Here is a 19,469-nt window from a genome sequence, read left to right on the forward strand (position 1 = left end):
CTCTCTTTGCGTTCTCGTGTGGCCCGGTTTGCGCGGGCGCAGACTGAAGGCCAGCATATGACAAAGCCGGGCGCTTCCTCCGGAAAGGAAGCGCCCGGCTTTAATCTCGCCGCCAGCAGGGCTTACAAGAGACCCTGCTGACGCAGCACTTCAATCAGTTTTGTCTTGCCGCTTTCGCTCATGGGGCAGAGCGGCAGGCGCATTTCGCCTTCCATCTGACCCATGAGGGCCAGGGCTGTTTTGACGGGAATGGGGTTGCTTTCCGCAAACATGACCTGATGCAGGGGAAGCAGGGCATGGTGCAGGCGGGCCGCCTCGGCCAGATCGCCCCTGGCGAAGGCGTTCCACACAGCGGCCACGCGGCCCGGGGCCAGATTGGAGGTGACCGAAATCACGCCCTTGCCGCCCAGCGCCATGAGGGGCAGGGCGGTGAGGTCGTCGCCGGACAGCACGCTGAAGTCCGCCGGGCAGGATTCCAGCACAAGACTGCCCTGCACCATGTCGCCGGTGGCTTCCTTGATGCCCACGATATGGGAAAAGTCGCGGGCCAGTCGGCTGACCACGGGGGGCAGCATGTTGCAGCCCGTGCGCCCCGGCACGTTATAGGGCACCAGCGGCAGGTCAACGGCCTCGGCAATGGCCTTGAAGTGCTGATACAGGCCTTCCTGTGTGGGTTTGTTGTAGTAGGGGGTGATCAGCAGCGCGCCGTCGGCCCCGGCCTTTTTGGCGAAACGGGCCAGGCGAATGGCCTCGCTGGTATTGTTGGAGCCGGCCCCGGCCAGCACCGGAACCCGACCTTTGGTCTGGTCGATGCATATCTCGATGACCCGTTCGTGCTCCTCATGGGAGAGCGTTGCGGATTCGCCAGTGGTGCCGCAGGGCACGAGACCGTGAATGCCTTCGGTGATCTGGCGTTCGATAAAGGCGCGGTAGGCCTCTTCATCCACGGCATTGTTCTTGAACGGCGTGACAAGCGCCGTCAGCGCGCCGGAAAAAAGCATGTCTGACTCCTTATGGCTGCGCCCGGCGCGTTGCGAAAACATGCCGAAGCGCTGTAAGCGGGCGACCATGCGGCCCGAACAATATGGGCGGCGTCCTCTGGCATGGCGCGCCGGCGTTGAAGCGTCGCGCGTTTGCGGGCGCTACCGGTTGATAAATTCCTTGAGTTCCTTGCCGGCGCGGAAAAAGGGCAGACGTTTGGGAACCACTGAAACGCTTTCCCCGGTTTTGGGGTTGCGCCCGGCGTAGCCGCCGTACTCCTTGATCTTGAAGCTGCCGAACCCGCGAATTTCAATGCGATCCCCGGCGATCAGCGATTTTTTCATGGCGTCGATGAAGGTGTTCACAACCAGTGAAGCATCGTCAAAAGGAATGTTGGTCTCTTCGGCCAGCGCCTTGATCAGTTCGCTTTTATTCATCACGCCTCCGTTGACACGTTATACATTATTATCCCGTGAGGGAAGGGCGACAAAAACCTGGGGATCACAGTCTGAACCAGTGTCTCATTGCAAAAATTCTGCGCGGAATTCCACAAGGAATTTTTGCAGGATCGTTCGCGAGAAAACATGGTTTTTCGCGCACTCGCGGCGGCCACGCCGCCGCAAAACCCTTACGGATTTTGTAGTGTCTACCTTCGCAAGTGGACACCAGTCTATACTTTTTACGCCACAAGGTAAACAGCTCACCTGGGCAGGGCCTGCAAAACGCCGCGCGTGGAAAGCCAGTCGGCCATGCCCAGGCGCGCGCGCTGCAAGCGGGCGGCCAGCCCCTGAATATCCTGGGCCGCCGGGCTGCCCGGCGCGTAACGCAGCAGGGGCTGCTGGCGGCAGACGGCCTCGGGCAGTTTTTTGTCCGTGCGCACATGCCCCAGCAGCACGGGCTCCAGGTGCAGAAAGTGGCGGCAGGCCCCGTTCAGTTTTTCAAAAGCGGCTTGCGCTTCCCTGGCCGACGCGGCCTGGTTGACCATGACCATGAAGTCGCGCATGCCGAAACGACTGTTGAGCACCTTGATCAGGGCATAACTGTCTGTAAGCGAGGTGGGTTCGGGCGTGATGAGCACAATGCGCATGGCGGCCATGGCCGCAAAGGTCTGCACCGTTTCGGAAATGCCCGCGCCCAGATCCATGAAGATGAAATCATACCTGCCGAGCACCGGTTCCAGACGTTCCAGCAGCAGGTCGCGCAGGTCAGGGCTCAGGTCGTTCAGCTCTGGCACGCCGGAGGCCGCGGGCAACACGTCGAAGCCTTCGGATTCCACCGGGTACAGCACATCGCTCAGACGCGCCTCGCCCAGCAGGGCGTCCTGAAGATTGCCCTCCGGGGTGATGCCCAGCAGCACATCCAGATTGGCCAGCCCCATGTCGCAGTCCATGAGCAGGGTTTTGAAGCCCGCCTGGTAGAGCGCGCAGGCCAGATTGAGGGAGATGTTGGTCTTGCCGACCCCGCCCTTGCCGCTGAGCACGGCAATGCTCAAGGTGCTGTTCATGATTGTTCTCCGCCGAAAAAGAGAAAGCGTTTTTCACTGGAATGGACCAGAGTGGCCCGCTCGCCCAGAGGTGTGGGCGCTTCCTGATGGATATGACCCGCTTCTTGCTTCAGAGCCGCGTCCAGGGCCGCCTCGGCTCTGGACAGGAGGTCGGGAGCGCGCTCCGGCGTGCCCCGGCCCGTGCAGATGATGCCCAGGGCGCAGCCCGCCCCGGCCCCCGCCGAAATGCCGCCGGTGGGAATCAGCGGCCGGGCCTGTTCCGCAAAACCGGCCTGCAGGCGTTCGGCCAGATGGCGGGCCTTGAGCTGGCCTATGCCCGGCAGCAACGCCATATAGCGTCCGCGGCCCGGGTCGCCCATGCTGTCGCAGGCGTCCAGACTGTCGCGCAGGCTTTCGGCCAGCAGCCTTTCCAGGCGTTTTACCGTGCCTTCGCCCAGGGCCACGCACAGCCGCCGCCGTTCGGCAAGCGCCGTGCAGATCAGGCTGAGATCGCCGCCGTTGCGCTTCTGGCGCAGCAGCTCGCGCTCCAGCTGGGCCGTAAACAGTTCGGCGCTCAGCGTTCCGGCCAGGGCATCCGGCGTGGCTTGCGGCGGCTGTTGCTGCACGTCGGCCCGCAGATCCGCCACATGCGCTTCTGGAATAGCCTCCGGCATGGGCAGGGCGCACCACTGGCTCAGGGGAAAGGCGCGACAAAAATCCTGCCAGCGCTGCCGGGAAAGACCGCGCACCAGCCGGAGCACCAGCATGGCGCTGCCCGCCTGTTCGCCTGCGTCGTCACAGGCGGCATGCTCGCGCAGGGCCCGCAGCTCGCGGGCCAGGGCCTCAAATTCAGCGATTTTGCTCATGGCGGTACAAAAGGTAGTCGTGTTGGAACTGGTCAATCTGACCATCCAGAACCGCGTCCACATCGCCCGCTTCCGAGCCGGTGCGGTGATCCTTTACCAGGCGATAGGGCTGAAGGGTGTATGTGCGTATCTGGCTGCCGAAGGCAATGGCGTCCTTGCCCGCGTATTGGGCCTGGCGCTCGGCCTCGCGTTTTTGCAGTTCCAGATTGTAGAGGCGGGCGCGCAGGACGCGCAGCGCCGTCTCCTTGTTGTGGTGCTGCGATTTTTCGTTCTGGCACTGGGCCGAAATGCCCGTGGGCAGGTGCGTGACGCGCACGGCGGAACTGGTGGTGTTCACGCTTTGCCCGCCCGGTCCGCTGGAGCGGAAGATGTCGAAACGCAGATCGGATTCCTTGATGTCCAGCTGAATGTCGCCGCCCGCGTCGGGAATCACGTCCACCGAAGCGAAGGAGGTGTGCCGCCGGCCCGACGCGTCAAAGGGCGAGATGCGAATCAGGCGGTGAATGCCGCGCTCGCTTTTCAGAAAGCCGAAGGCGTGCGGCCCGGAGATGCGCAGGGTCACGCTTTTGATGCCCGCCTCATCGCCGGGCAGAAAGTCCATCTCTTCCACCGCGTATTTGCGGCGCGCGGCCCATCGGGTGTACATGCGCAGCAGCATTTCCGCCCAGTCCTGGGATTCGGTGCCGCCCGCGCCGGGATGGATTTCCAGAATGGCGTCCCGATGATCCTCCTCGGCCGAAAGCAGCATGACCAGCTCGGTTTCATCCAGCAGGGCGGCCAGTTCACGCTGCTGCTGCTCCAGAGACTCCAGAGCTTCCTGGTCTTCGCCTTCCTGCGCCAGAGCCAGCCATTCCTCCATATCGTCACGGCAGGTCTTGAGGCGGTTCAGACGGCCCAGCTCGTCTTCCAGGCGGCTTTTCTCCTGCAGAATGGGCGTCAGGGCCTCCGGCTTGTCCCATGCGCCCGGGCGGGAAATTTCCTCTTCTATGTCGCGCAGGCGTTGTTCGCTGGCCGCGACGTCAAAGACGCCCCCAGAGGTTGTCGAAACGCTGGGACAGGGGCTGACAGGCGGCGCGCAGATCACTGAGGTGCAACATGGTCAATTCTGTGGGGTTGAGGGTGAGGGATTCGGCCTGTTTTTTCCAGAAGGGGCGGAAGCGCCGGACGCGGCGCAAAACCGCGCGCCGCGCGATCCAGAAGCGAGCAGCGCGCAAAAAAGCAGAGCCGCCGAGGGCAGCAGCCAGGGCGCGAGGCGGTGGTAGGCGCTGGCCGCTGTGGTCAGGCCGGCCCTGGCCCAGAGGGTTCCGGTCTGAAACTGGTCGCCGCGCGCGGTCACGCGCCCGCGCGAATCCACCACAGCGGAGATGCCGGTATTGGTGCCGCGCAGAATCCAGCGGTTCTGCTCCAGAGCGCGCAGCGCGGTCAGGTAAAGATGCTGCCGCGCCGCCGGGCTGTTTCCAAACCAGCCGTCGTTGCTGATGTCCGCCAGAATGTTGGCCCCGTCCGCCGTACGGGCCTGGGCAAGCCAGGGGAATATGCCTTCATAGCAAATGAGCATGCCCAGGGCAAGGTTGCCGTGGCGCAGCGGCGCGGTGGCCGCGCCCTTCTCATAGACGCCCACGCCCTGAAGCAGGGCCTGGAGAAAGCCCCAGTTCAGCCACTCCGGCAGGTATTCGCCAAAAGGAACCAGATGTTCCTTGTCGTAATGGCCCACGGTTTCGCCGTCGGGGCCCAGCAGAAAAGCCCGGTTGAAAATGAGCGGTTCGGCCTGCCCCGGTCGCCGCTCCACGCCCGGCGCGCCGAAAAGCAGGGGGCTGCGCGCCGTCAGCGCCATGTCGCGCACCAGTTTGGCCAGGCTCGGTCTGGTTTCAAAAAAGAAGGGCAGGGCGGTTTCAGGCCAGACGATAAGCGCCCCGGCGTCCTGACGCGCGGCCGCATCCGCGGCGGGCCGGGCGGCCAGGCCCGCGCGGGTCAGGTTCAGATACAGATCCACCGTCTGACGCTGGAAGGCGGGCAGCCATTTCTGATTCTGATCCACATTGCCTTCCACAAAAAGCACGGCCATGCTGTCCGCCCCGGCGGGCGACGCCTCAAAGGGATGGGCGTGCAGCCGCCATGCGCCGTAGCCCAGCAAGAGCGCGGCCAACCCCAGACCGGCGGCCAGGCGGCGCGGAAAAAAACGCCGCGTTGCCGGCGGGCCGGAGGGCGATGCCAGGGGCAGGCTGAACAGGCAGAGCAGGGCGGCCAGCAGCCAGCAGCCGCCCAGCGCGTATGCGCCCAGCGTGTCGGCGGCCTGAACCAGCGGGGGCCAGACGGCCAGCGCCCCGGCCAGCGGCAGCCAGGGAAAGCCCAGAGCCAGCGCGTAGCAGGCTTCCAGCAGATACCAGAGCAGAGCCAGCAGCAGGGCCAGAGGCAGGGGGGGGCGGGCGCGCAGCACATGCGCGGCCAGTGAGAACAGGCCGCCCGCGCTGGCCAGACAGGCGGCGATGAACAGGGCGCAGGGCACGGCCAGAAGCCAGGGCAGGCCGCCCACATTGTGCACGGGCAGGGCCAGCCAGTAGAGGGCCGCCGCGCCCCCGGCCAGGCTGACCAGCCAGCCCCGGCGCAGGGCCGCCATGCGGTCGGGCGCGCGCAGACCCAGCATGACCAGGGCCACAGGCCAGAGCAGGGCCAGGGGCGGCAGGCTCAGCAGGTCATTGGGAAAACCCAGCCAGAGGGCCAGGGCCCCGGCCAGGCCCCACGGCAGCCCCCGCGCCGACGGCAGGGGGCGGGTGCGCGTCATGTTCATGTTCAGGCATTGTCCCCGTCGGCGTCCGCGCCCCGCGCGGCCCTGCCGGCTGGTTCCATGCGCAGCAGGCGAATCAGCTTCTTGTTGGCGTCCTGCACCGTGAAGGTCCAGCCATGCAGGGTGAAAACCTCGCCTGGGCCGGGCACATGCCCGGCTTCCATGCTCAGATAGCCGCCGATGGTGTCCACCTCGTCGGAAACCAGATCCACACCCAGTTCCTCCAGGTCTTCCAGCAGGGCGCGGCCCGTAAGTTCGTATACATTGTCGCCCAGGGGGCGGATGTCCTCCTGCCGGGGGGTGTCGTGCTCGTCCTCAATGTCGCCCACGATTTCCTCCAGCACGTCCTCAATGGTGATCAGGCCGGAGGTGCCGCCGTATTCGTCCAGCGCGATGGCGATATGCTGCTTGCTGGCGCGAAATTCCTGCAAAAGCGTGCGGATGGATTTGGTCTCCGGCACGAAAAAGGGCTCGCGCATGACCGTCGCCACCGGGGAATGTTCCCCGGCCGGGTCAATAAGGCAGCGCAGCAGATCCTTGGCGTGCAGGATGCCCACCATATTGTCGCGGGTGTCTTTGTACACGGGAATGCGCGAGTGCCCGGAGTCCACAATGACGCGGGCCACATCGGGCAGGGGCATGTCGTCCGGCACGCAGTCGATATCGGTGCGGGGAATCATGGTGTCCTGCACCTGAAGATCATTAAAGCGCAGAATGCCCAGCAGCATGGACTCCTCGTCCGGCTCCACCTCGCCTTCGGCTCTGGCTTCAAGAATGGCTTTTTCCAGGGATTCTTCGTCGTCGTGCCCAAAAAATCTGCTCAGGCGCGACCAGATGGTACTATGACCGTCGGAGCCTCCGTCCAAAATAACCTCCTTGTTCGGGCGCGGTTCTGCGGGTTCGGGTTTCGCGGGTTCGGGGACGCCGCGACCGTGCAACACGTCGTTTTGAAAGAAAAGATGTTTTCAGAGCCGCTTGCTCTGTTCCAGACCCATGCGCATGACCCACTGGGCGATGTGCGTCACGCCCGCGGACGGAGAGCAGCGAAACCAGTGGAGTCTGCTCTTGCCCTTTTCAAGCATTGCCCAGTAGGTGAACTCCAGCCCCAGAATCAGCACGGGCCGGTCCGCGGGCTCTCGCGTGTTGAGGAGCCTACAGACGCACCAGTACGCGCCGGGCTGTTCGTTCTTGGGGTCCATGAGGTATGCGATGGCGCAGAGCAACTGCGAACCCTTGATCAGATCAACAGGCCACTTTTTGGCATATTCCTTTTGAAAGCTCAGGGCCATGCCCGTGCTGGAGATGTCTTCCACCTGCACGGGGGCGTTCTCCATGCCAAGCCTGTAGCTTATGAGCGGCGGGCCGGCCTCAGCCATGCTGCGGGGGAAGGGCTTGCTGGGATCAATGGGCCAGGTGTTGATGCCCAGCACCGCGTCATGATGGGGTTTGACGCGGATGAACTTGCGTTTCTGCCCCACTTCAAGATCCACAGGCGCGGCAAGGGACAGGCGGGATTTTTTGTGTTCGGATTCCACTGCCTGAACGCTGGTGTGAAACTGGTAATAAATGGGGCCTTCCGGTCGCGGGTCGCGAAAATGCGCAACCACGGGAGCCCCCACCCATTCGCTGGGGACATAGTCCAGCACTTCCATGATCAGGCTTGCGCCCTTCTGCTCAAGCAGGGTGGCTGAAAGACCATTTTTGCCGTTTCCTTCGACGGATTTTTTCAGATCGAAAATTTCGTTCTGCTCCTGAACCGACTGGAGCAGCTGACGTATCACGTTGCGGCGGTGTCTCTGCGATTGTATTCTTTGCACCAGAGCGCGCAGCCAAACGATCACGAAAGAGAGCGCCACAACAATGCCGCCGGAGATCAGAATATATTCTTTCGTACTCATTATGGAAGCCCCGGACTGAATGTCAGTATGCCTCACGCTTGCGCCGCCGCCATTTGCGGCAAACCCCAAGGGAATGGCGCGGATGGTCTGTTTCAAAGAATACCATAAGCAAAGACAGCTTCAGGACTGTTGCCGCCGTTCCGGGCGCAAGAGCCCCAGTTTGTGCAGGTGTATTTCCAGGCAGGCCACCGCCGCCGGCGTCACGCCGGAAATACGGCCGGCCTGCCCCAGACTCAGGGGGCGCACCCGGCTGAGTTTTTCTTCCACTTCATGCGAGAGTCCCGCCACTTTGGCATAATCCAAATCCGAGGGCAAGGGCGTCGATTCCAGTTTTGCCGTGCGCGCGATGAGCGCGCGCTGGCGTTCCAGGTAGCCGGCGTACCTGATGTCCGTCTGTACGCCCTCGCACACGGCCCGGCCGCAACGGGCCATCTCGGCGGCCAGTTCCGCGCCCGGCGAGGGGGAAAGCCCCGGCGCGTCCGCCAGCGCGGCGGCCAGGCGCTCCATATCCATGTCCGGGCGGCGCAAGGCTTCCGCCAGGCTGCGGCCCGAGGGCAGAGAGGCCGCGCAACCCTCTTCGCGCATCTGGGGGGGAATGCGCGTTTCCTCAAGCCGCTGTCTGAGACGTGCCGCATTGTCCCGTTTTATGCAAAACGCGCGCCAGTGCGCGTCGTCTACCAGGCCCAGGCTCCGGCCCAGCGGGGTCAGGCGGGCGTCGGCATTGTCTTCGCGCAGAAGCAGGCGGTGTTCTGCGCGGGAAGTGAACATGCGGTAGGGCTCTTGCGTGCCCAGCGTCACCAGATCGTCCGCCAGCACAGCCATATAGGCTTCGTCCCGTCCCGGCGCGAAAGGCGGCAGATTCTTTTCGGCGCAGGCAATGTTCAGGGCGGCCCAGAGGCCCTGCGCCGCCGCTTCCTCATAGCCGGATGTGCCGTTGATCTGCCCGGCCAGCCAGAGGCCCGGCACAGCCTTGCTCTCAAATGTGGGGCGAAGCTGCACGGGGTCCGCATAATCATATTCGATGGCATAGCCCGGCCGAACCATGACCACCCCTTCCAGGCCGGGGATGCTGCGCAGCATGGCCATCTGCGCGTCCAGAGGCAGGCTGGTGGAAATGCCGTTGGCATATACCTCGGCGCTGTCCAGACCTTCCGGCTCCAGAAAAATCTGATGCCGCTCGCGCTGGGGAAAACGGGCCACCTTGTCTTCAATGGACGGGCAGTAGCGCGCGCCCACGCCCTGAATCACGCCGGCGAACAGGGGCGAACGGTCAAAGGCCCCCCGAATGATCTCATGCGTGCGGGCCGTGGTCCAGGTGATGTGGCAGGAAATCTGCGGCAGCGCCGGGCCGGGCCCGTGAAAGCTGAAGGCGGGCGCGGGCGTGTCCCCCGGCTGTTCCTCCAGGCGGGAAAAATCAATGGATGAACGCAGCAGGCGCGGTGTGGTGCCGGTTTTCAGACGGCCCAGTTTCAGGCCCAGAGCGCGCAGGCTGTCGGAAAGGCCCAGAGCTGGCGCGTCGCCCAGACGACCGCCGGGCAGGCTGGTCAGACCCATGTGAATGCGCCCGTCCAGAAAAGTGCCGGTGGTCAGCAGCACATGCCGGGCCGCAAACTCCAGCCCCTGACTCGTGCGCACGCCCGCAACGCGGCCCGCCGCCGTGGCGATGTCCGTAACCGTGTCTTGCCAGAGACGCAGGCCGGGCGTGGCGTAAAGCGTTTTTTTGAGGGCGCGCTGATATGCCTCGCGGTCGATCTGGGCGCGCGTGGCGCGCACGGCCGGGCCCTTGCTCATGTTCAGCGTGCGAAACTGGATGCCGGCCGCGTCGGCCCAGAGCCCCATCATGCCGCCGAGGGCGTCGATTTCGCGCACCATATGCCCCTTGGCCAGACCGCCGATGGCCGGATTGCACGAGAGATAGCCCAGCCGGTCCAGGTTGCCGCTGATCAGCAGCACGCTGAAGCCCAGTTTGGCCAGGGCCACGGCGGCTTCGGAACCGGCATGCCCCCCGCCGGCTATGATGCAGTCAAAAACGGCGTCAGGCACGGGCGTTCCGTTGCATGAGAATATGGGCGAATACCTGGGCGTCCTTGCGGGCGGCGCTGATGGAGGCGCGCTCGTCAGGCTGGTGGCAGGTGTTCTGAATGCAGGCCCAGACGGCGGCGGGCAGGCCCTTGCGGCGCAACAGCGCGGCCACCGTGGCGCCGCCGATGCCCACAGGCCGGGCCCGCACGCCGTAAACCCTTTCCACGGCCTGTTCCAGAGCCCGCACCACGGGGCCGCCCGCCGGAGCGGATGAAGCGGGCTGGGCGTGCGCCGCCTCCACCGTGATTTCCACGCCGTGACGCGCGGCCACAACGCTGGCCAGCCGGCGGGCCTCGGCCAGCACGGCCTCCTGCGGCACATTCGGCAAAAGGCGGCAATCCAGATAAAAAACGTCGCTGCCGGGCAGGATGTTCACGCTGGGCACATTGGCCTCGTGCCTGCTGGGAACAAAGGTGGAGCAGGGCGGCCTGAACAGCGCGTCCTCCTGGGGAAAGGCGTCGTACAGGCCCTGCCGGCAGGTCAGAACCATGTCCGCGCCGGCCACAAAGGCGTTGCGGCCCTTGTGCGGCGTGGAGGCGTGGCACTGGACGCCGATGGTGCGCACCTTGAGCCAGAGTTGGGCTTTTTCCGCCACTTCAATGAGGTCGCCGCGCGGCGAACCCGCGTCAGGCACGATGTAAAGATCATCGGGCCTGAACAGTTGCGGGGCGTGTTCCAGCACATGGGCCAGGCCGTAATCGCTGCCGGATTCCTCGTCTGCCATGAAAACCAGGCCCAGGCTCAGCGCGGGCGTCACGTTCTGCCGCTGCAGTTCCTCGGCCAGCAGCAGCATGCTGACAATGGCCTGCTGATTGTCCTCCACGCCGCGACCGTAAAGCCAGTCGCCCTCGCGCCGCACCCGCCAGGGGTCGGAAGTCCAGGCGGCGGGGTCGCCCGGCGGCACCACGTCGGTATGGCCAAAAAGCCAGAGCGCGCGGGAGGTCTGGCCGGGCAGGCGCGCCACCAGATTGGGGCGCAGCCCGTCCGGCACGCGTTCGTCCGGCGCGTCCAGCCGTTGCAGGTCGCTCACGCCGCAGGCCCTCAGCCAGCGCGTAATCAGCCGAACCTTGCCCAGCTCGCCCTGGCCGCCGTTGTCCGGCCCCAGAGCCTTGCAGGCCGTGAGCGCGCTTTGCAGCTCCACAACCCGCTCGTCCCGTTGGGCCAGCCCGGCCAGCAGAGCGTCCAGTATTTGATGCTCCATACTTCTTCTGTCCCATAACAGAAAAAGAGGCCGCTTGCGCGGCCTCGGCAATGCTGGCGCAACCCGCCGCGCGGCCTGGCGTGATAAACCGGGCCGCCTGGCGGAAAGACCGGAAATCAGCCGCTCAGGACAGGGCAAGGCCGCATGCGCTTCTGATTTTCGGGGCTGCCGCTTGCGCCGGCAGCCTCAGAAATGATCCACCCGGACGGGATGCGAAAAATCTGGCGACGTCAATGAAACCCGGCTTTTCATGACAGGTGCGCCCTTCAGAGCGCCCGGCGGGAAGCGACAGCGACGCCGCCGCCGGCAAAACCGCCAGCGCCTAGCGACCCTTGGCGGCGCGCTTGGAGGCCTTCAGCGGGTTCACCTTGGCCGCGGCGGCCGTCTGGGCCTTGACATGGGTGGCGAAGTTGCAGCGACCACCGGCCCATTTGCTGGCGGGGCTGGGATAGCTGGAGCAGAACTGCTCGCCCTCGAAGTCGCGCACGCGGTCACAGCCGGCGCACTGCTCCACCACAGGGGAAAGGACAAAACCTTTAACCACCACGCCTTCAGCGGTTTTGGTGGCATTTTCCAGAGAAGCCATAGCACAACCTCCATGCGCCGGAGCGCCCGAATTTTTTATTGTGTTCCGCCGCCGCTTTCAAGAGGCCGCCGAACCGAGAGGGGATTAGTATAAGTAGATGCGGGGCCCTGTCAAGCGCAAGAGCCGCCAGACTTGCGGGCGGCCGGCTAGGGGGGGGGAAAGCGCCGGGCGGCGGAGATTACGGCGCGAGACCGGAGGCGCGCAGCGCAAAGGCGCGCAGGTCGCTCACCTCCCGGCAGAGGGCATCATAATCGAAACGGCTGAAGCGCCCGTCCTGATACAGAATTTCCCCCCCCACCATGGTCATGCGCGTTTCCAGGCCGGTGGCCGCGTAGACCGCCTGCGAGACGGCATTGTACAGCGGTTGAAGATTGGGCGAGGAAAGGTCCAGCGCCACGCAGTCCGCGACCTTGCCCGGTTCCAGAGAGCCCAGGCGGTCGTCGTGCAGGGCCGCGGCTCCGCCCAGGGTGGCCATGTCCAGTACCCGCGCCGCGGGCAGCAGGGTGGGATCATGCCCGGCCACCTTGTGCAGCAGGGCGGCCCGGCCCATCTCCGTGAACATGTTTAATTGGTTGTTGCTGGCCGGGCCGTCGGTGCCCAGCCCCACGGCCAGGCCCCGTTCCAGCATGGAGGGCAGCGGGGCCACGCCCGACGCCAGCTTCATGTTGGAAGAGGGATTGTGCGCGACCGCAGCCCTGTGCCGGGCCAGAACATCCAGTTCCTCCTCGTTCACATCCACCGCATGGGCCAGGGTGCAGGGCAGATCCAGCAAGCCCAGATTGCGGCAGAGCTCCACGGGCCGCTTGCCGTGAGTCTTGAGACAGAGTCGCGTTTCCTCGCGGGTTTCCGAGAGGTGGATATGCAGGGGCAGGCCCAGCTCTTCCGCCAGATTGCGGCAGGCCGCAAGAATTTCGGGCGTGGTGGTGTAGACGCTGTGCGGGTTGACGGCCGCGCGCAGCCGCTCCTCGCCGGAGCAGCGTTCCGCCAGGGCGCGGGTGGCCGCCAGGGCCGCCTCGGGGCCGGCGCAGGCCGCCGAGGGAAAGGAAAAGACCGCCTCGCCGCCCACACAGCGCAGACCGGCCTCGCGCGCGGCGTCGAACACGGCCTCTTCAAAAATATACATGTCCATGCAGGCCGTGACGCCGGTGCGCAGCATCTCCGCATAGCCCAGCAGACTGCCCAGGCGGACGATCTCGGGGGTGAGCCTGGCCTCCACCGGGAAAATGCGCTGGCGCAGCCAGTCCATAAGCGGCATGTCGTCGGCCAGGCCACGCAGAAAGGTCATGGCCGCGTGGGTGTGGGCATTGACGAGGCCGGGCAGAACAAGCATGCTGCGGAGGTCAAGCTCCTGTCCGGCCTGCCATGCGGCGGACAGGGCTTCGCGCGTTCCCACTGCGGCCACCATGCCCTGGCGGATGGCCAGAGAGCCGTTTTCGATGACGCGGCGCTGCGCGTCCTGCGTGACGAGGATGCCCGCGTGGAGAAGCGTGTGGCAATGCTGCATGGATACCCCCGATGGCTTGTGCGGTCGGCAACGAATCAGGCGAATCAGAGCGAATTGCCCTTGAAAAGGGCATGAGCTTCCGGCGGTCGCGAGAGCGGACGCCCGCGTTCAATGAGCCTGAAAAACCGCGTTTTTGAGGCGTTTGTCCCGCTCTGCGGGAAAATGCGACGCCGCTTTTGAATTTGCAAATTTTACAAGCGACATGCTCTCAGGAAACGCCTTTTAGGTAACGCCTGCGGGCCGGAGAGGCAACAGCCGGGAGAGGAGGCTTCATGCAGTGCCTGCTTCTGCACGGGCTTGGCGGCAGCCCGTTTGAAATGCGGCCCTTGGCCGAGGCCCTGACGGCGGCGGGCTTTGCGGCCCATGCCCCGGCCCTGCCCGGTCACGGCGGCACGGAAGAAGCCTACCTGGCTTCCTCCTTTGCCCGCTGGCGGGACTTTGCGCGGGCGGAATACGCCCGTCTGCGCGAAACTGGCCCCGTTTTGCTGGCGGGCTACTCGCTGGGCGGCATTCTGGCGCTGGATGCGGCCCAGGCGGCGGCACGCGGCGAGCTGCCGCCCCCGGCCGGCCTGCTGACCCTGGCCACGCCGCTGTTTTTTCATAAATATTTTCCCTTTTTCACTGCGGGCTGGCGCTTTTTTCTGCTGCCCCTGCATGCCTGGCTGCGGCCCGCGCTGCGCGTGCCGTCGCGCGATCCGGCCTCGCGCGCCGCGGCACCCTGGCAGGGCCATGAAAACATCTGCTGCCTGCGCCATTTCGCGGAGGTGGAACGCGCTTTGCCCGCCATCCGCCGCGACCTGCCGCTGATCCGTGTGCCGCTCTGCATTGTGCAGCTGCGCAGCGACACGAGCTGCCGCCCGTACAACGCCTTTTATCTGGCGCGGCGCTGCTCCGCGCCGGTGACGCATCTGCACCTGTTGCGCGTGCGCAGCCCGCACGGCGGGCACTTGCCCACAACGCACGCGGAAAGCCGGGAAAAGGTCGCCGCGCTGGCCGTATCCTTCGCGCAAGAGGTTCACGAAGCCACAAAGGCTTGCAAATTCACGCCGTAAGGGCTATAGCAACGAGCTGTTATCTTGCCAACCCGGTTCCGGGGCGGCGGCCGTCCGCGCGGGCGCGCCGCGCGCCAGAGCCTCATCCCCACCTGAATGGAGGTGCGCTTTGTTTGAATCCGTAGCATTTGCCATGGGCACGCCCCAAGCCGGCGGAGCTCCCGCCAGCGGCACGGACATGCTGATGCAGTTCATGCCGCTGATCCTGATGTTCGTTATTTTCTGGTTCCTGCTGATCCGCCCCCAGCAGAAGCGGGCCAAGGCCCACAAGCAGATGCTGAGTGAGCTGAAGCGGGGCGACCATGTGGTGTCCTCCAGCGGGCTTATTGGCCGCATTCTTGAGATCGACGACGAGCAGGTGCTGCTGGAAACCGGCGAAGCCAAAGTGCGCATTTCCCGCGCGGCCATCGGCGGGCTGCTGGCCGCCAAGGGCGGCAAGGAAACCAAGGCCGAAGAAAAGAAGTAAGCCTCCCGTCGGGGCGCTCGGAGGCGCGATATGCTCTGTCGCTCTCCGGCGTCCGCATCCGAAGCCGGGAAAAAACGCTTTTTTCCGCGGGCTGGGATGAGGCTGATCTTGAAGGCCAAGCCGGTTCGGGCAATCCGGCCCGACTGTCTGTTGGCCGCGCAAGCCTCCGCTGAGGACGGCGCGGCCTTTTCGGTCGCCGGGCGGCCTGCCGGGGCGGATATTCCGCCCGCGCGCAACGCGGGCAAGTCTTTTTTGCGGAAGGTGTACGATGGGTCTGCGCTGGCGCTTGTCCATTGCAATAGTGGTGTTTCTGGCATGCCTTGTTTACGCGCTGCCCAGCGTGCCCGGCATCGGGCAGGCGCTGGAGCGCGTTTTGCCGTCCAACAGGATCAATCTCGGGCTTGACCTCAAGGGCGGCATCCACCTGACGCTGGGCGTCGATGTGGCCAAGGCCGTGAGCAATTCCCTGGCCTTGGCCGGGCAGGATCTGCGCCGTATGGCCCAGGATGAAAAAATTGTGGTGCTGCGGCCCCGCGTGGTGGGCGGCACAGCGCTGGAGTTTATCCTGCCGCGCGCCGAAAATGAGGACAAGCTGAAGGAGATCCTCAGCCGGCACTTCCCGCAGTTGTCCGTGGGCGAAGCGCGCAAGGGCGAATCCGGCCAGTTGCGCTATGTGGCCCATTTTACTGCGGCGGAAGTGAAGCGCCTGGAAGACATGGCGCTGGATCAGGCCCTGCGCACCATCCGCAACCGTATCGACCAGTTCGGCGTGGCTGAACCGGACATCCGCAAACAGGCCGGAAACCGCATTCAGGTGCAGCTGCCCGGCATTTCCGACCCGCGCCGCGCCGTGCAGATCATCGGCCAGACGGCCCACCTGGAGTTTCATCTGGTGCGAGACGATGTTGACCCCGGCAAGGCCGTGATGCCCGCGGGCGTGGTTTCCCTGCCCCTGCTGGAGAACGCGCCGGGCGGTCAGAAGCGGGAAGGCCAGATCGCCGTGGAAAAGGACGCCATGCTCACCGGCGAGGATGTGTCCGACGCCCGGCCCGCCTTTGACCAGATGAACAAGGCCTACGTCACCCTGAACTTCAATGCCCGCGGCGCGCGCATTTTTGAGCGGGTCACCACTGAAAACGTGGGCCGCCGCATGGCCATCGTGCTGGATGGCAAGGTTTACTCCGCGCCGGTAATCCGCGAGCGCATCGGCGGCGGCCGGGCCAGCATTTCCGGCAACTTCACCACCGCCGAGGCCCAGGATTTGGCCATCGTGCTGCGCGCCGGCTCGCTGCCCGCGCCGGTTTCAGTGCTGGAAGAACGCAGCGTGGGCCCCTCGCTGGGGCAGGAATCCATCGACAGCGGCATACGCGCCGCTCTGGTGGGCGCTGCCGCCGTGGTGCTGTTCATGGCCATTTACTACGGCCTCAGCGGCCTCATCGCCGACGGCATGCTCTGCTTCACCATGCTGATGGTTATGGCGGGCATGGCGGCTTTCGGGGCCACCCTGACCCTGCCTGGCATCGCGGGCATTGTGCTGACCATCGGTATGGCCGTGGACGCCAACGTGCTGATTTACGAGCGCATACGCGAAGAGCTGCGCCTGGGGCTGTCGCCGCTGGCGGCGGTCAGGGCGGGCTTTGACCGCGCCGCCATTTCCATCACCGACTCGAACCTGACCACCATCATCGCCACGGTGATTCTGTACCAGTTCGGCACGGGCCCCATCCGGGGCTTTGCGGTGACGCTCTCCCTGGGGATCATCGCCTCCATGTTCACTGCCATTTTCGTGTCGCGGGCCATTTTTGAAGAATGGGCGCGCCACTGCGGCCCCAAGGGCATCAGCATATAGCGGGGGAGATCATCATGGGCTTTGCATTCATCAAGCATGACACCAATATAGATTTCATCGGCTGGCGGCGCTGGGCCTACGGCATTTCCATCGCCCTGCTGCTGGTCGGTCTGGCTTCGGCGCTGTGGGGCAACGGCATCAGGATGGGCATCGACTTTGCGGGCGGCGTCATCGTCCAGGTGCAGTTTGACAAGCCCGTCAATGACGAGGCGCTCAAGAAAAGTCTGGATATTCCGGCTTTGCCCGGCATAACCACCCAGCGCTTCGGCGAGGGCGGGCGGGACTACCTGCTGCGTTTTTCCAGCGCTGAAAACGCGGACGCCTCGGCCCTGCGCACCAATGTGATCAACGCCCTGGCCTCGGCCTTTCCGGATAACGCGGCCGAGATTCAGCGTCTGGAGGTGGTGGGCCCCAAGGTGGGCGACGACCTGACCAACAAGGCTTTGAGCGCTCTGTATTACGCTGTTCTGCTCATCGCCGTATATATTTCCGGCCGTTTTGAACAGCGCTGGATGGCCGGCGCCGTTATGGCCGCGGCCCTCTGGGGCGGCATGTATGTGCTGGGCTTCACCGGCCTGAGCATGGGCTGGCTGGTGATGACGGCTCTGGCCATCACCCTGGTGGTCTGCTTTTTCCTCAAGCTCAACTTTGCGCTGGGCGCGGTGGTGGGGCTGCTGCATGACGTGCTCATCACGGTGGGCCTGCTTTCCGTCATGAATGTGGAAATTGACCTCAACGTCATGGCGGCCCTGTTGACGCTGGTGGGCTATTCCCTCAACGACACCATCATCGTGTATGACCGCCTGCGCGAAAATCTGCGCGCAGCGCCTCAGATGGAGCTGGACGCGCTTATTAACCGAAGCGTCAACCAGACTCTCTCGCGCACGATTCTGACCAGCGGCACCACCTTTGCGGCCACGCTGTCCCTCTTTCTGCTGGGCGGCGGCGTGATTCACGATTTCGCGCTGACCATGCTCATTGGCGTGTTTGTGGGCACGGCCTCTTCCATCTATGTGTCGTCAGCCATTCTGCTGGGCCTGGGCAATACGGAATTTTACGTCCGCGCGCAGGAAAAGGAAAAATACGAGCGGCCGGGAGAGCACGGCGTGGTGTAAAAAAACATTCCATGCGCCTTGCGCGTTTGTGGCGGCAGCCCGTCGCGTCCGGAAAGCATATCCGGGCGCGGCGGGCTGCCCGCATTTGCGCGGGCGAAGCATGCGCAACGCAAAAATACTCTGAAACAGGCCCCCTGTGGGGCGCGCTTTCTTGAGGACAAAGCATTGACGGTCGCGCAGTCGGCCTTATGTTTTTTATCGGAGCGGGGCATGCGCGGGTTCGTCAGCCTGCCGGGCGGAGAGCCGCGCCGCTGCGTCTCCAGAGCCAGACCCGCATGGGGGAGAGCAAGACATGGCAGTATCGTATAAGGACTATTACAAGCTTCTGGGTGTGGAACGCGGGGCCAGGGCCGAGGAAGTTTCCAAGGCGTATAAAAAGCTGGCCCGCAAGTACCATCCCGACCTTAATCCGGGTGACAAGCAGGCGGAAGAGAAGTTCAAGGAAATCAATGAAGCCTACGAAGTTCTCAAGGATCCGGAAAAACGCAAGCTGTATGACCAGCTTGGCCCCGACTGGCAGCATGGTCAGCAATTTCAGGGTAATCCCGGATTCGGGAACGCGCATTTCACGTTCAATGGTCAGCAGTTTGACGGCTCCGGTTTTTCCGACTTTTTTGAAACCCTGTTCGGCGGCGCGGGCGGCGGACGCGGGGCGCAATTTGGCCCCGATCCCTTCGGCGGCTTTTCTTCCCGGCCCCGGCGCGGCCGGGACGTGGAGGCCGAACTGCCCCTGAGCCTGGAAGAAGCTTCGCGCGGCGGCCGGCGAACCGTGACCCTGCAAATGCCGCAGGGGCCCAAGACTCTGGAGGTCAATGTGCCCGCGGGCATCCGTGAGGGGGCCAAGCTGCGGCTGGCCGGGCAGGGCGATCCCGCGCCGGGCGGCGCGCCGGGCGATCTGTTCCTGCGGGTGCGCTATCTGGAGCATCCCCTGTTCAGGGTGGAGGGCGAAAATCTGCATTGCGACATAGCTCTGGCGCCGTGGGAAGCGGCGCTGGGCGCCAGGGTTGCTGTGCCCACCCTTGAAGGACAGGTGGAGTTGAGCATCCCGGCCGGTTCCAGTTCCGGCCGGAAATTCCGCTTGCGCGGCAAGGGCCTGGGCAGCGGGGCCAATCGCGGCGACCTGCTGGCCAGGGTGATGATCAAAGTGCCCGCCCAGTTGGGCGAGGAAGAGAGCGAGCTCTGGCGCAAGCTGGCGCAAGCCTCGTCGTTCAAGGCCCGCGCCTGACCGTGGAGGTGAAATATGAGTATGACCAAGAAAGCTTCTTCCCTGCCCGCGCCGTCAACGGTCATGGCCTGGGAAGAATTTGTGGAGATTACCGGCGTCGCGCCGGAGCGGCTGAAAGAGCTTGTCGCGCTGGGCTGGATTGAAAACCGGAGCAGCGCCGCCCAGGTTCTGATGTTCCGCGATGCCGACATTTACAGGGTTCGCAAGCTGGAGCGCATCTGCTGCGACTTTGAATTGCCTGTGGTGGGCGGCACCATTATTGTGGACCTGCTGGAGCGCATTGACGCCCTGGAGCGCGCCGTGCGCAGCCTGCGGGGCTTTGAAGAGTAACGGTTCCGCCGATTGAAAATATACGCCGGGCCTGCCGGCATTGTGT

At 64.5% G+C, this 19,469-nt stretch carries 18 protein-coding genes; 6 read left to right on the plus strand and 12 right to left on the minus strand.

Annotated features, from left to right (window positions below; all coding sequences use genetic code 11):
- Window positions 1-122: 122 nt before the first annotated feature.
- The 12 genes from dapA to ACQRA4_RS11755 form a co-directional block, all read right to left on the minus strand.
- Window positions 123-1,001, minus strand: a complete 879-nt coding sequence (dapA, locus tag ACQRA4_RS11700) for a 4-hydroxy-tetrahydrodipicolinate synthase (RefSeq protein ID WP_427823257.1) — start codon at window positions 999-1,001, stop codon at window positions 123-125.
- 141 nt (window positions 1,002-1,142) lie between these two features.
- The gene (locus ACQRA4_RS11705; RefSeq protein WP_427823258.1) at window positions 1,143-1,418 is read right to left on the minus strand and encodes an HU family DNA-binding protein; all 276 of its coding nucleotides are present in this window, start codon (window positions 1,416-1,418) and stop codon (window positions 1,143-1,145) included.
- Window positions 1,419-1,681: 263 nt separating this feature from the next.
- Window positions 1,682-2,485 carry a MinD/ParA family protein gene (locus ACQRA4_RS11710; RefSeq protein ID WP_427823259.1) on the minus strand — a complete coding sequence of 268 codons (804 nt, stop codon included), beginning with the start codon at window positions 2,483-2,485 and terminating at the stop codon, window positions 1,682-1,684.
- Window positions 2,482-3,330 (minus strand): diguanylate cyclase domain-containing protein, encoded by an 849-nt coding sequence (locus ACQRA4_RS11715; protein WP_427823260.1) that lies wholly within the window; start codon window positions 3,328-3,330, stop codon window positions 2,482-2,484. Before ACQRA4_RS11715 ends, ACQRA4_RS11710 begins: the two co-directional genes overlap by 4 nt.
- Window positions 3,314-4,427 (minus strand): peptide chain release factor 2 gene (gene prfB, locus ACQRA4_RS11720; protein ID WP_427823261.1). Its coding sequence is split into 2 segments (ribosomal slippage): window positions 3,314-4,351 and window positions 4,353-4,427, totalling 1,113 coding nucleotides; the frame shifts between segments, so codons are not numbered across the junction. The genes ACQRA4_RS11715 and prfB overlap by 17 nt, the downstream gene beginning before the upstream one ends.
- 2 nt (window positions 4,428-4,429) lie before the next feature.
- Window positions 4,430-6,118 (minus strand): apolipoprotein N-acyltransferase, encoded by a 1,689-nt coding sequence (gene lnt / locus ACQRA4_RS11725; RefSeq protein WP_427823262.1) that lies wholly within the window; start codon window positions 6,116-6,118, stop codon window positions 4,430-4,432.
- A 2-nt stretch (window positions 6,119-6,120) separates the two neighbouring features.
- On the minus strand, window positions 6,121-6,981 hold the full coding sequence (locus ACQRA4_RS11730; RefSeq protein ID WP_427823263.1) for a hemolysin family protein: 861 nt from the start codon (window positions 6,979-6,981) through the stop codon (window positions 6,121-6,123).
- A gap of 99 nt (window positions 6,982-7,080) precedes the next feature.
- Window positions 7,081-8,013: a hypothetical protein gene (locus tag ACQRA4_RS11735; RefSeq protein ID WP_427823264.1), complete on the minus strand. Its 933-nt coding sequence runs from the start codon at window positions 8,011-8,013 to the stop codon at window positions 7,081-7,083.
- Between the two features lie 120 nt (window positions 8,014-8,133).
- Window positions 8,134-10,056, minus strand: coding sequence for a tRNA uridine-5-carboxymethylaminomethyl(34) synthesis enzyme MnmG (gene mnmG, locus ACQRA4_RS11740; RefSeq protein WP_427823265.1), 1,923 nt, complete (start codon window positions 10,054-10,056; stop codon window positions 8,134-8,136).
- On the minus strand, window positions 10,049-11,296 hold the full coding sequence (locus ACQRA4_RS11745; RefSeq protein WP_427823266.1) for a M20 family metallo-hydrolase: 1,248 nt from the start codon (window positions 11,294-11,296) through the stop codon (window positions 10,049-10,051). Before ACQRA4_RS11745 ends, mnmG begins: the two co-directional genes overlap by 8 nt.
- A gap of 322 nt (window positions 11,297-11,618) precedes the next feature.
- On the minus strand, window positions 11,619-11,882 hold the full coding sequence (locus ACQRA4_RS11750; RefSeq protein WP_427823267.1) for a PxxKW family cysteine-rich protein: 264 nt from the start codon (window positions 11,880-11,882) through the stop codon (window positions 11,619-11,621).
- A gap of 178 nt (window positions 11,883-12,060) precedes the next feature.
- The gene (locus tag ACQRA4_RS11755; RefSeq protein ID WP_427823268.1) at window positions 12,061-13,386 is read right to left on the minus strand and encodes an amidohydrolase family protein; all 1,326 of its coding nucleotides are present in this window, start codon (window positions 13,384-13,386) and stop codon (window positions 12,061-12,063) included.
- A gap of 272 nt (window positions 13,387-13,658) precedes the next feature.
- On the opposite strand from ACQRA4_RS11755, the gene ACQRA4_RS11760 reads away from it, so the two are divergent.
- The 6 genes from ACQRA4_RS11760 (at window position 13,659) to ACQRA4_RS11785 (ending at window position 19,423) form a co-directional block, all read left to right on the plus strand.
- Window positions 13,659-14,438, plus strand: coding sequence for an alpha/beta hydrolase (locus ACQRA4_RS11760; RefSeq protein ID WP_427823269.1), 780 nt, complete (start codon window positions 13,659-13,661; stop codon window positions 14,436-14,438).
- Window positions 14,439-14,547: 109 nt separating this feature from the next.
- A complete protein-coding gene (gene yajC / locus ACQRA4_RS11765) occupies window positions 14,548-14,904 on the plus strand; it encodes a preprotein translocase subunit YajC (protein WP_427823270.1) in 357 nt (118 codons plus the stop codon).
- Window positions 14,905-15,172: 268 nt separating this feature from the next.
- Window positions 15,173-16,753 carry a protein translocase subunit SecD gene (gene secD / locus ACQRA4_RS11770; protein ID WP_427823271.1) on the plus strand — a complete coding sequence of 527 codons (1,581 nt, stop codon included), beginning with the start codon at window positions 15,173-15,175 and terminating at the stop codon, window positions 16,751-16,753.
- Between the two features lie 14 nt (window positions 16,754-16,767).
- Complete coding sequence (secF, locus tag ACQRA4_RS11775; RefSeq protein ID WP_427823272.1) at window positions 16,768-17,868, plus strand: protein translocase subunit SecF; 1,101 nt, start codon at window positions 16,768-16,770, stop codon at window positions 17,866-17,868.
- A 292-nt stretch (window positions 17,869-18,160) separates the two neighbouring features.
- On the plus strand, window positions 18,161-19,093 hold the full coding sequence (locus tag ACQRA4_RS11780) for a DnaJ C-terminal domain-containing protein (RefSeq protein ID WP_427823273.1): 933 nt from the start codon (window positions 18,161-18,163) through the stop codon (window positions 19,091-19,093).
- A 15-nt stretch (window positions 19,094-19,108) separates the two neighbouring features.
- On the plus strand, window positions 19,109-19,423 hold the full coding sequence (locus ACQRA4_RS11785; RefSeq protein WP_427823274.1) for a chaperone modulator CbpM: 315 nt from the start codon (window positions 19,109-19,111) through the stop codon (window positions 19,421-19,423).
- The last annotated feature ends 46 nt before the right edge of the window (window positions 19,424-19,469 follow it).

It is taken from the genome of Desulfovibrio sp. SGI.169, from assembly GCF_050313595.1.
Classification (GTDB): Bacteria; Desulfobacterota; Desulfovibrionia; order Desulfovibrionales; family Desulfovibrionaceae; genus Desulfovibrio.

Coding starts and splice junctions, on each gene's coding strand:
- dapA (WP_427823257.1), bottom strand. CDS start 1,001: ATGCTTTTTTCCGGCGCGCTGACGGCGCTTGTCACGCCGTTCAAGAAC.
- ACQRA4_RS11705 (WP_427823258.1), bottom strand. CDS start 1,418: ATGAATAAAAGCGAACTGATCAAGGCGCTGGCCGAAGAGACCAACATT.
- ACQRA4_RS11710 (WP_427823259.1), bottom strand. CDS start 2,485: ATGAACAGCACCTTGAGCATTGCCGTGCTCAGCGGCAAGGGCGGGGTC.
- ACQRA4_RS11715 (WP_427823260.1), bottom strand. CDS start 3,330: ATGAGCAAAATCGCTGAATTTGAGGCCCTGGCCCGCGAGCTGCGGGCC.
- lnt (WP_427823262.1), bottom strand. CDS start 6,118: ATGAACATGACGCGCACCCGCCCCCTGCCGTCGGCGCGGGGGCTGCCG.
- ACQRA4_RS11735 (WP_427823264.1), bottom strand. CDS start 8,013: ATGAGTACGAAAGAATATATTCTGATCTCCGGCGGCATTGTTGTGGCG.
- ACQRA4_RS11745 (WP_427823266.1), bottom strand. CDS start 11,296: ATGGAGCATCAAATACTGGACGCTCTGCTGGCCGGGCTGGCCCAACGG.
- ACQRA4_RS11750 (WP_427823267.1), bottom strand. CDS start 11,882: ATGGCTTCTCTGGAAAATGCCACCAAAACCGCTGAAGGCGTGGTGGTT.
- ACQRA4_RS11755 (WP_427823268.1), bottom strand. CDS start 13,386: ATGCAGCATTGCCACACGCTTCTCCACGCGGGCATCCTCGTCACGCAG.
- ACQRA4_RS11760 (WP_427823269.1), top strand. CDS start 13,659: ATGCAGTGCCTGCTTCTGCACGGGCTTGGCGGCAGCCCGTTTGAAATG.
- secD (WP_427823271.1), top strand. CDS start 15,173: ATGGGTCTGCGCTGGCGCTTGTCCATTGCAATAGTGGTGTTTCTGGCA.
- secF (WP_427823272.1), top strand. CDS start 16,768: ATGGGCTTTGCATTCATCAAGCATGACACCAATATAGATTTCATCGGC.
- ACQRA4_RS11780 (WP_427823273.1), top strand. CDS start 18,161: ATGGCAGTATCGTATAAGGACTATTACAAGCTTCTGGGTGTGGAACGC.
- ACQRA4_RS11785 (WP_427823274.1), top strand. CDS start 19,109: ATGAGTATGACCAAGAAAGCTTCTTCCCTGCCCGCGCCGTCAACGGTC.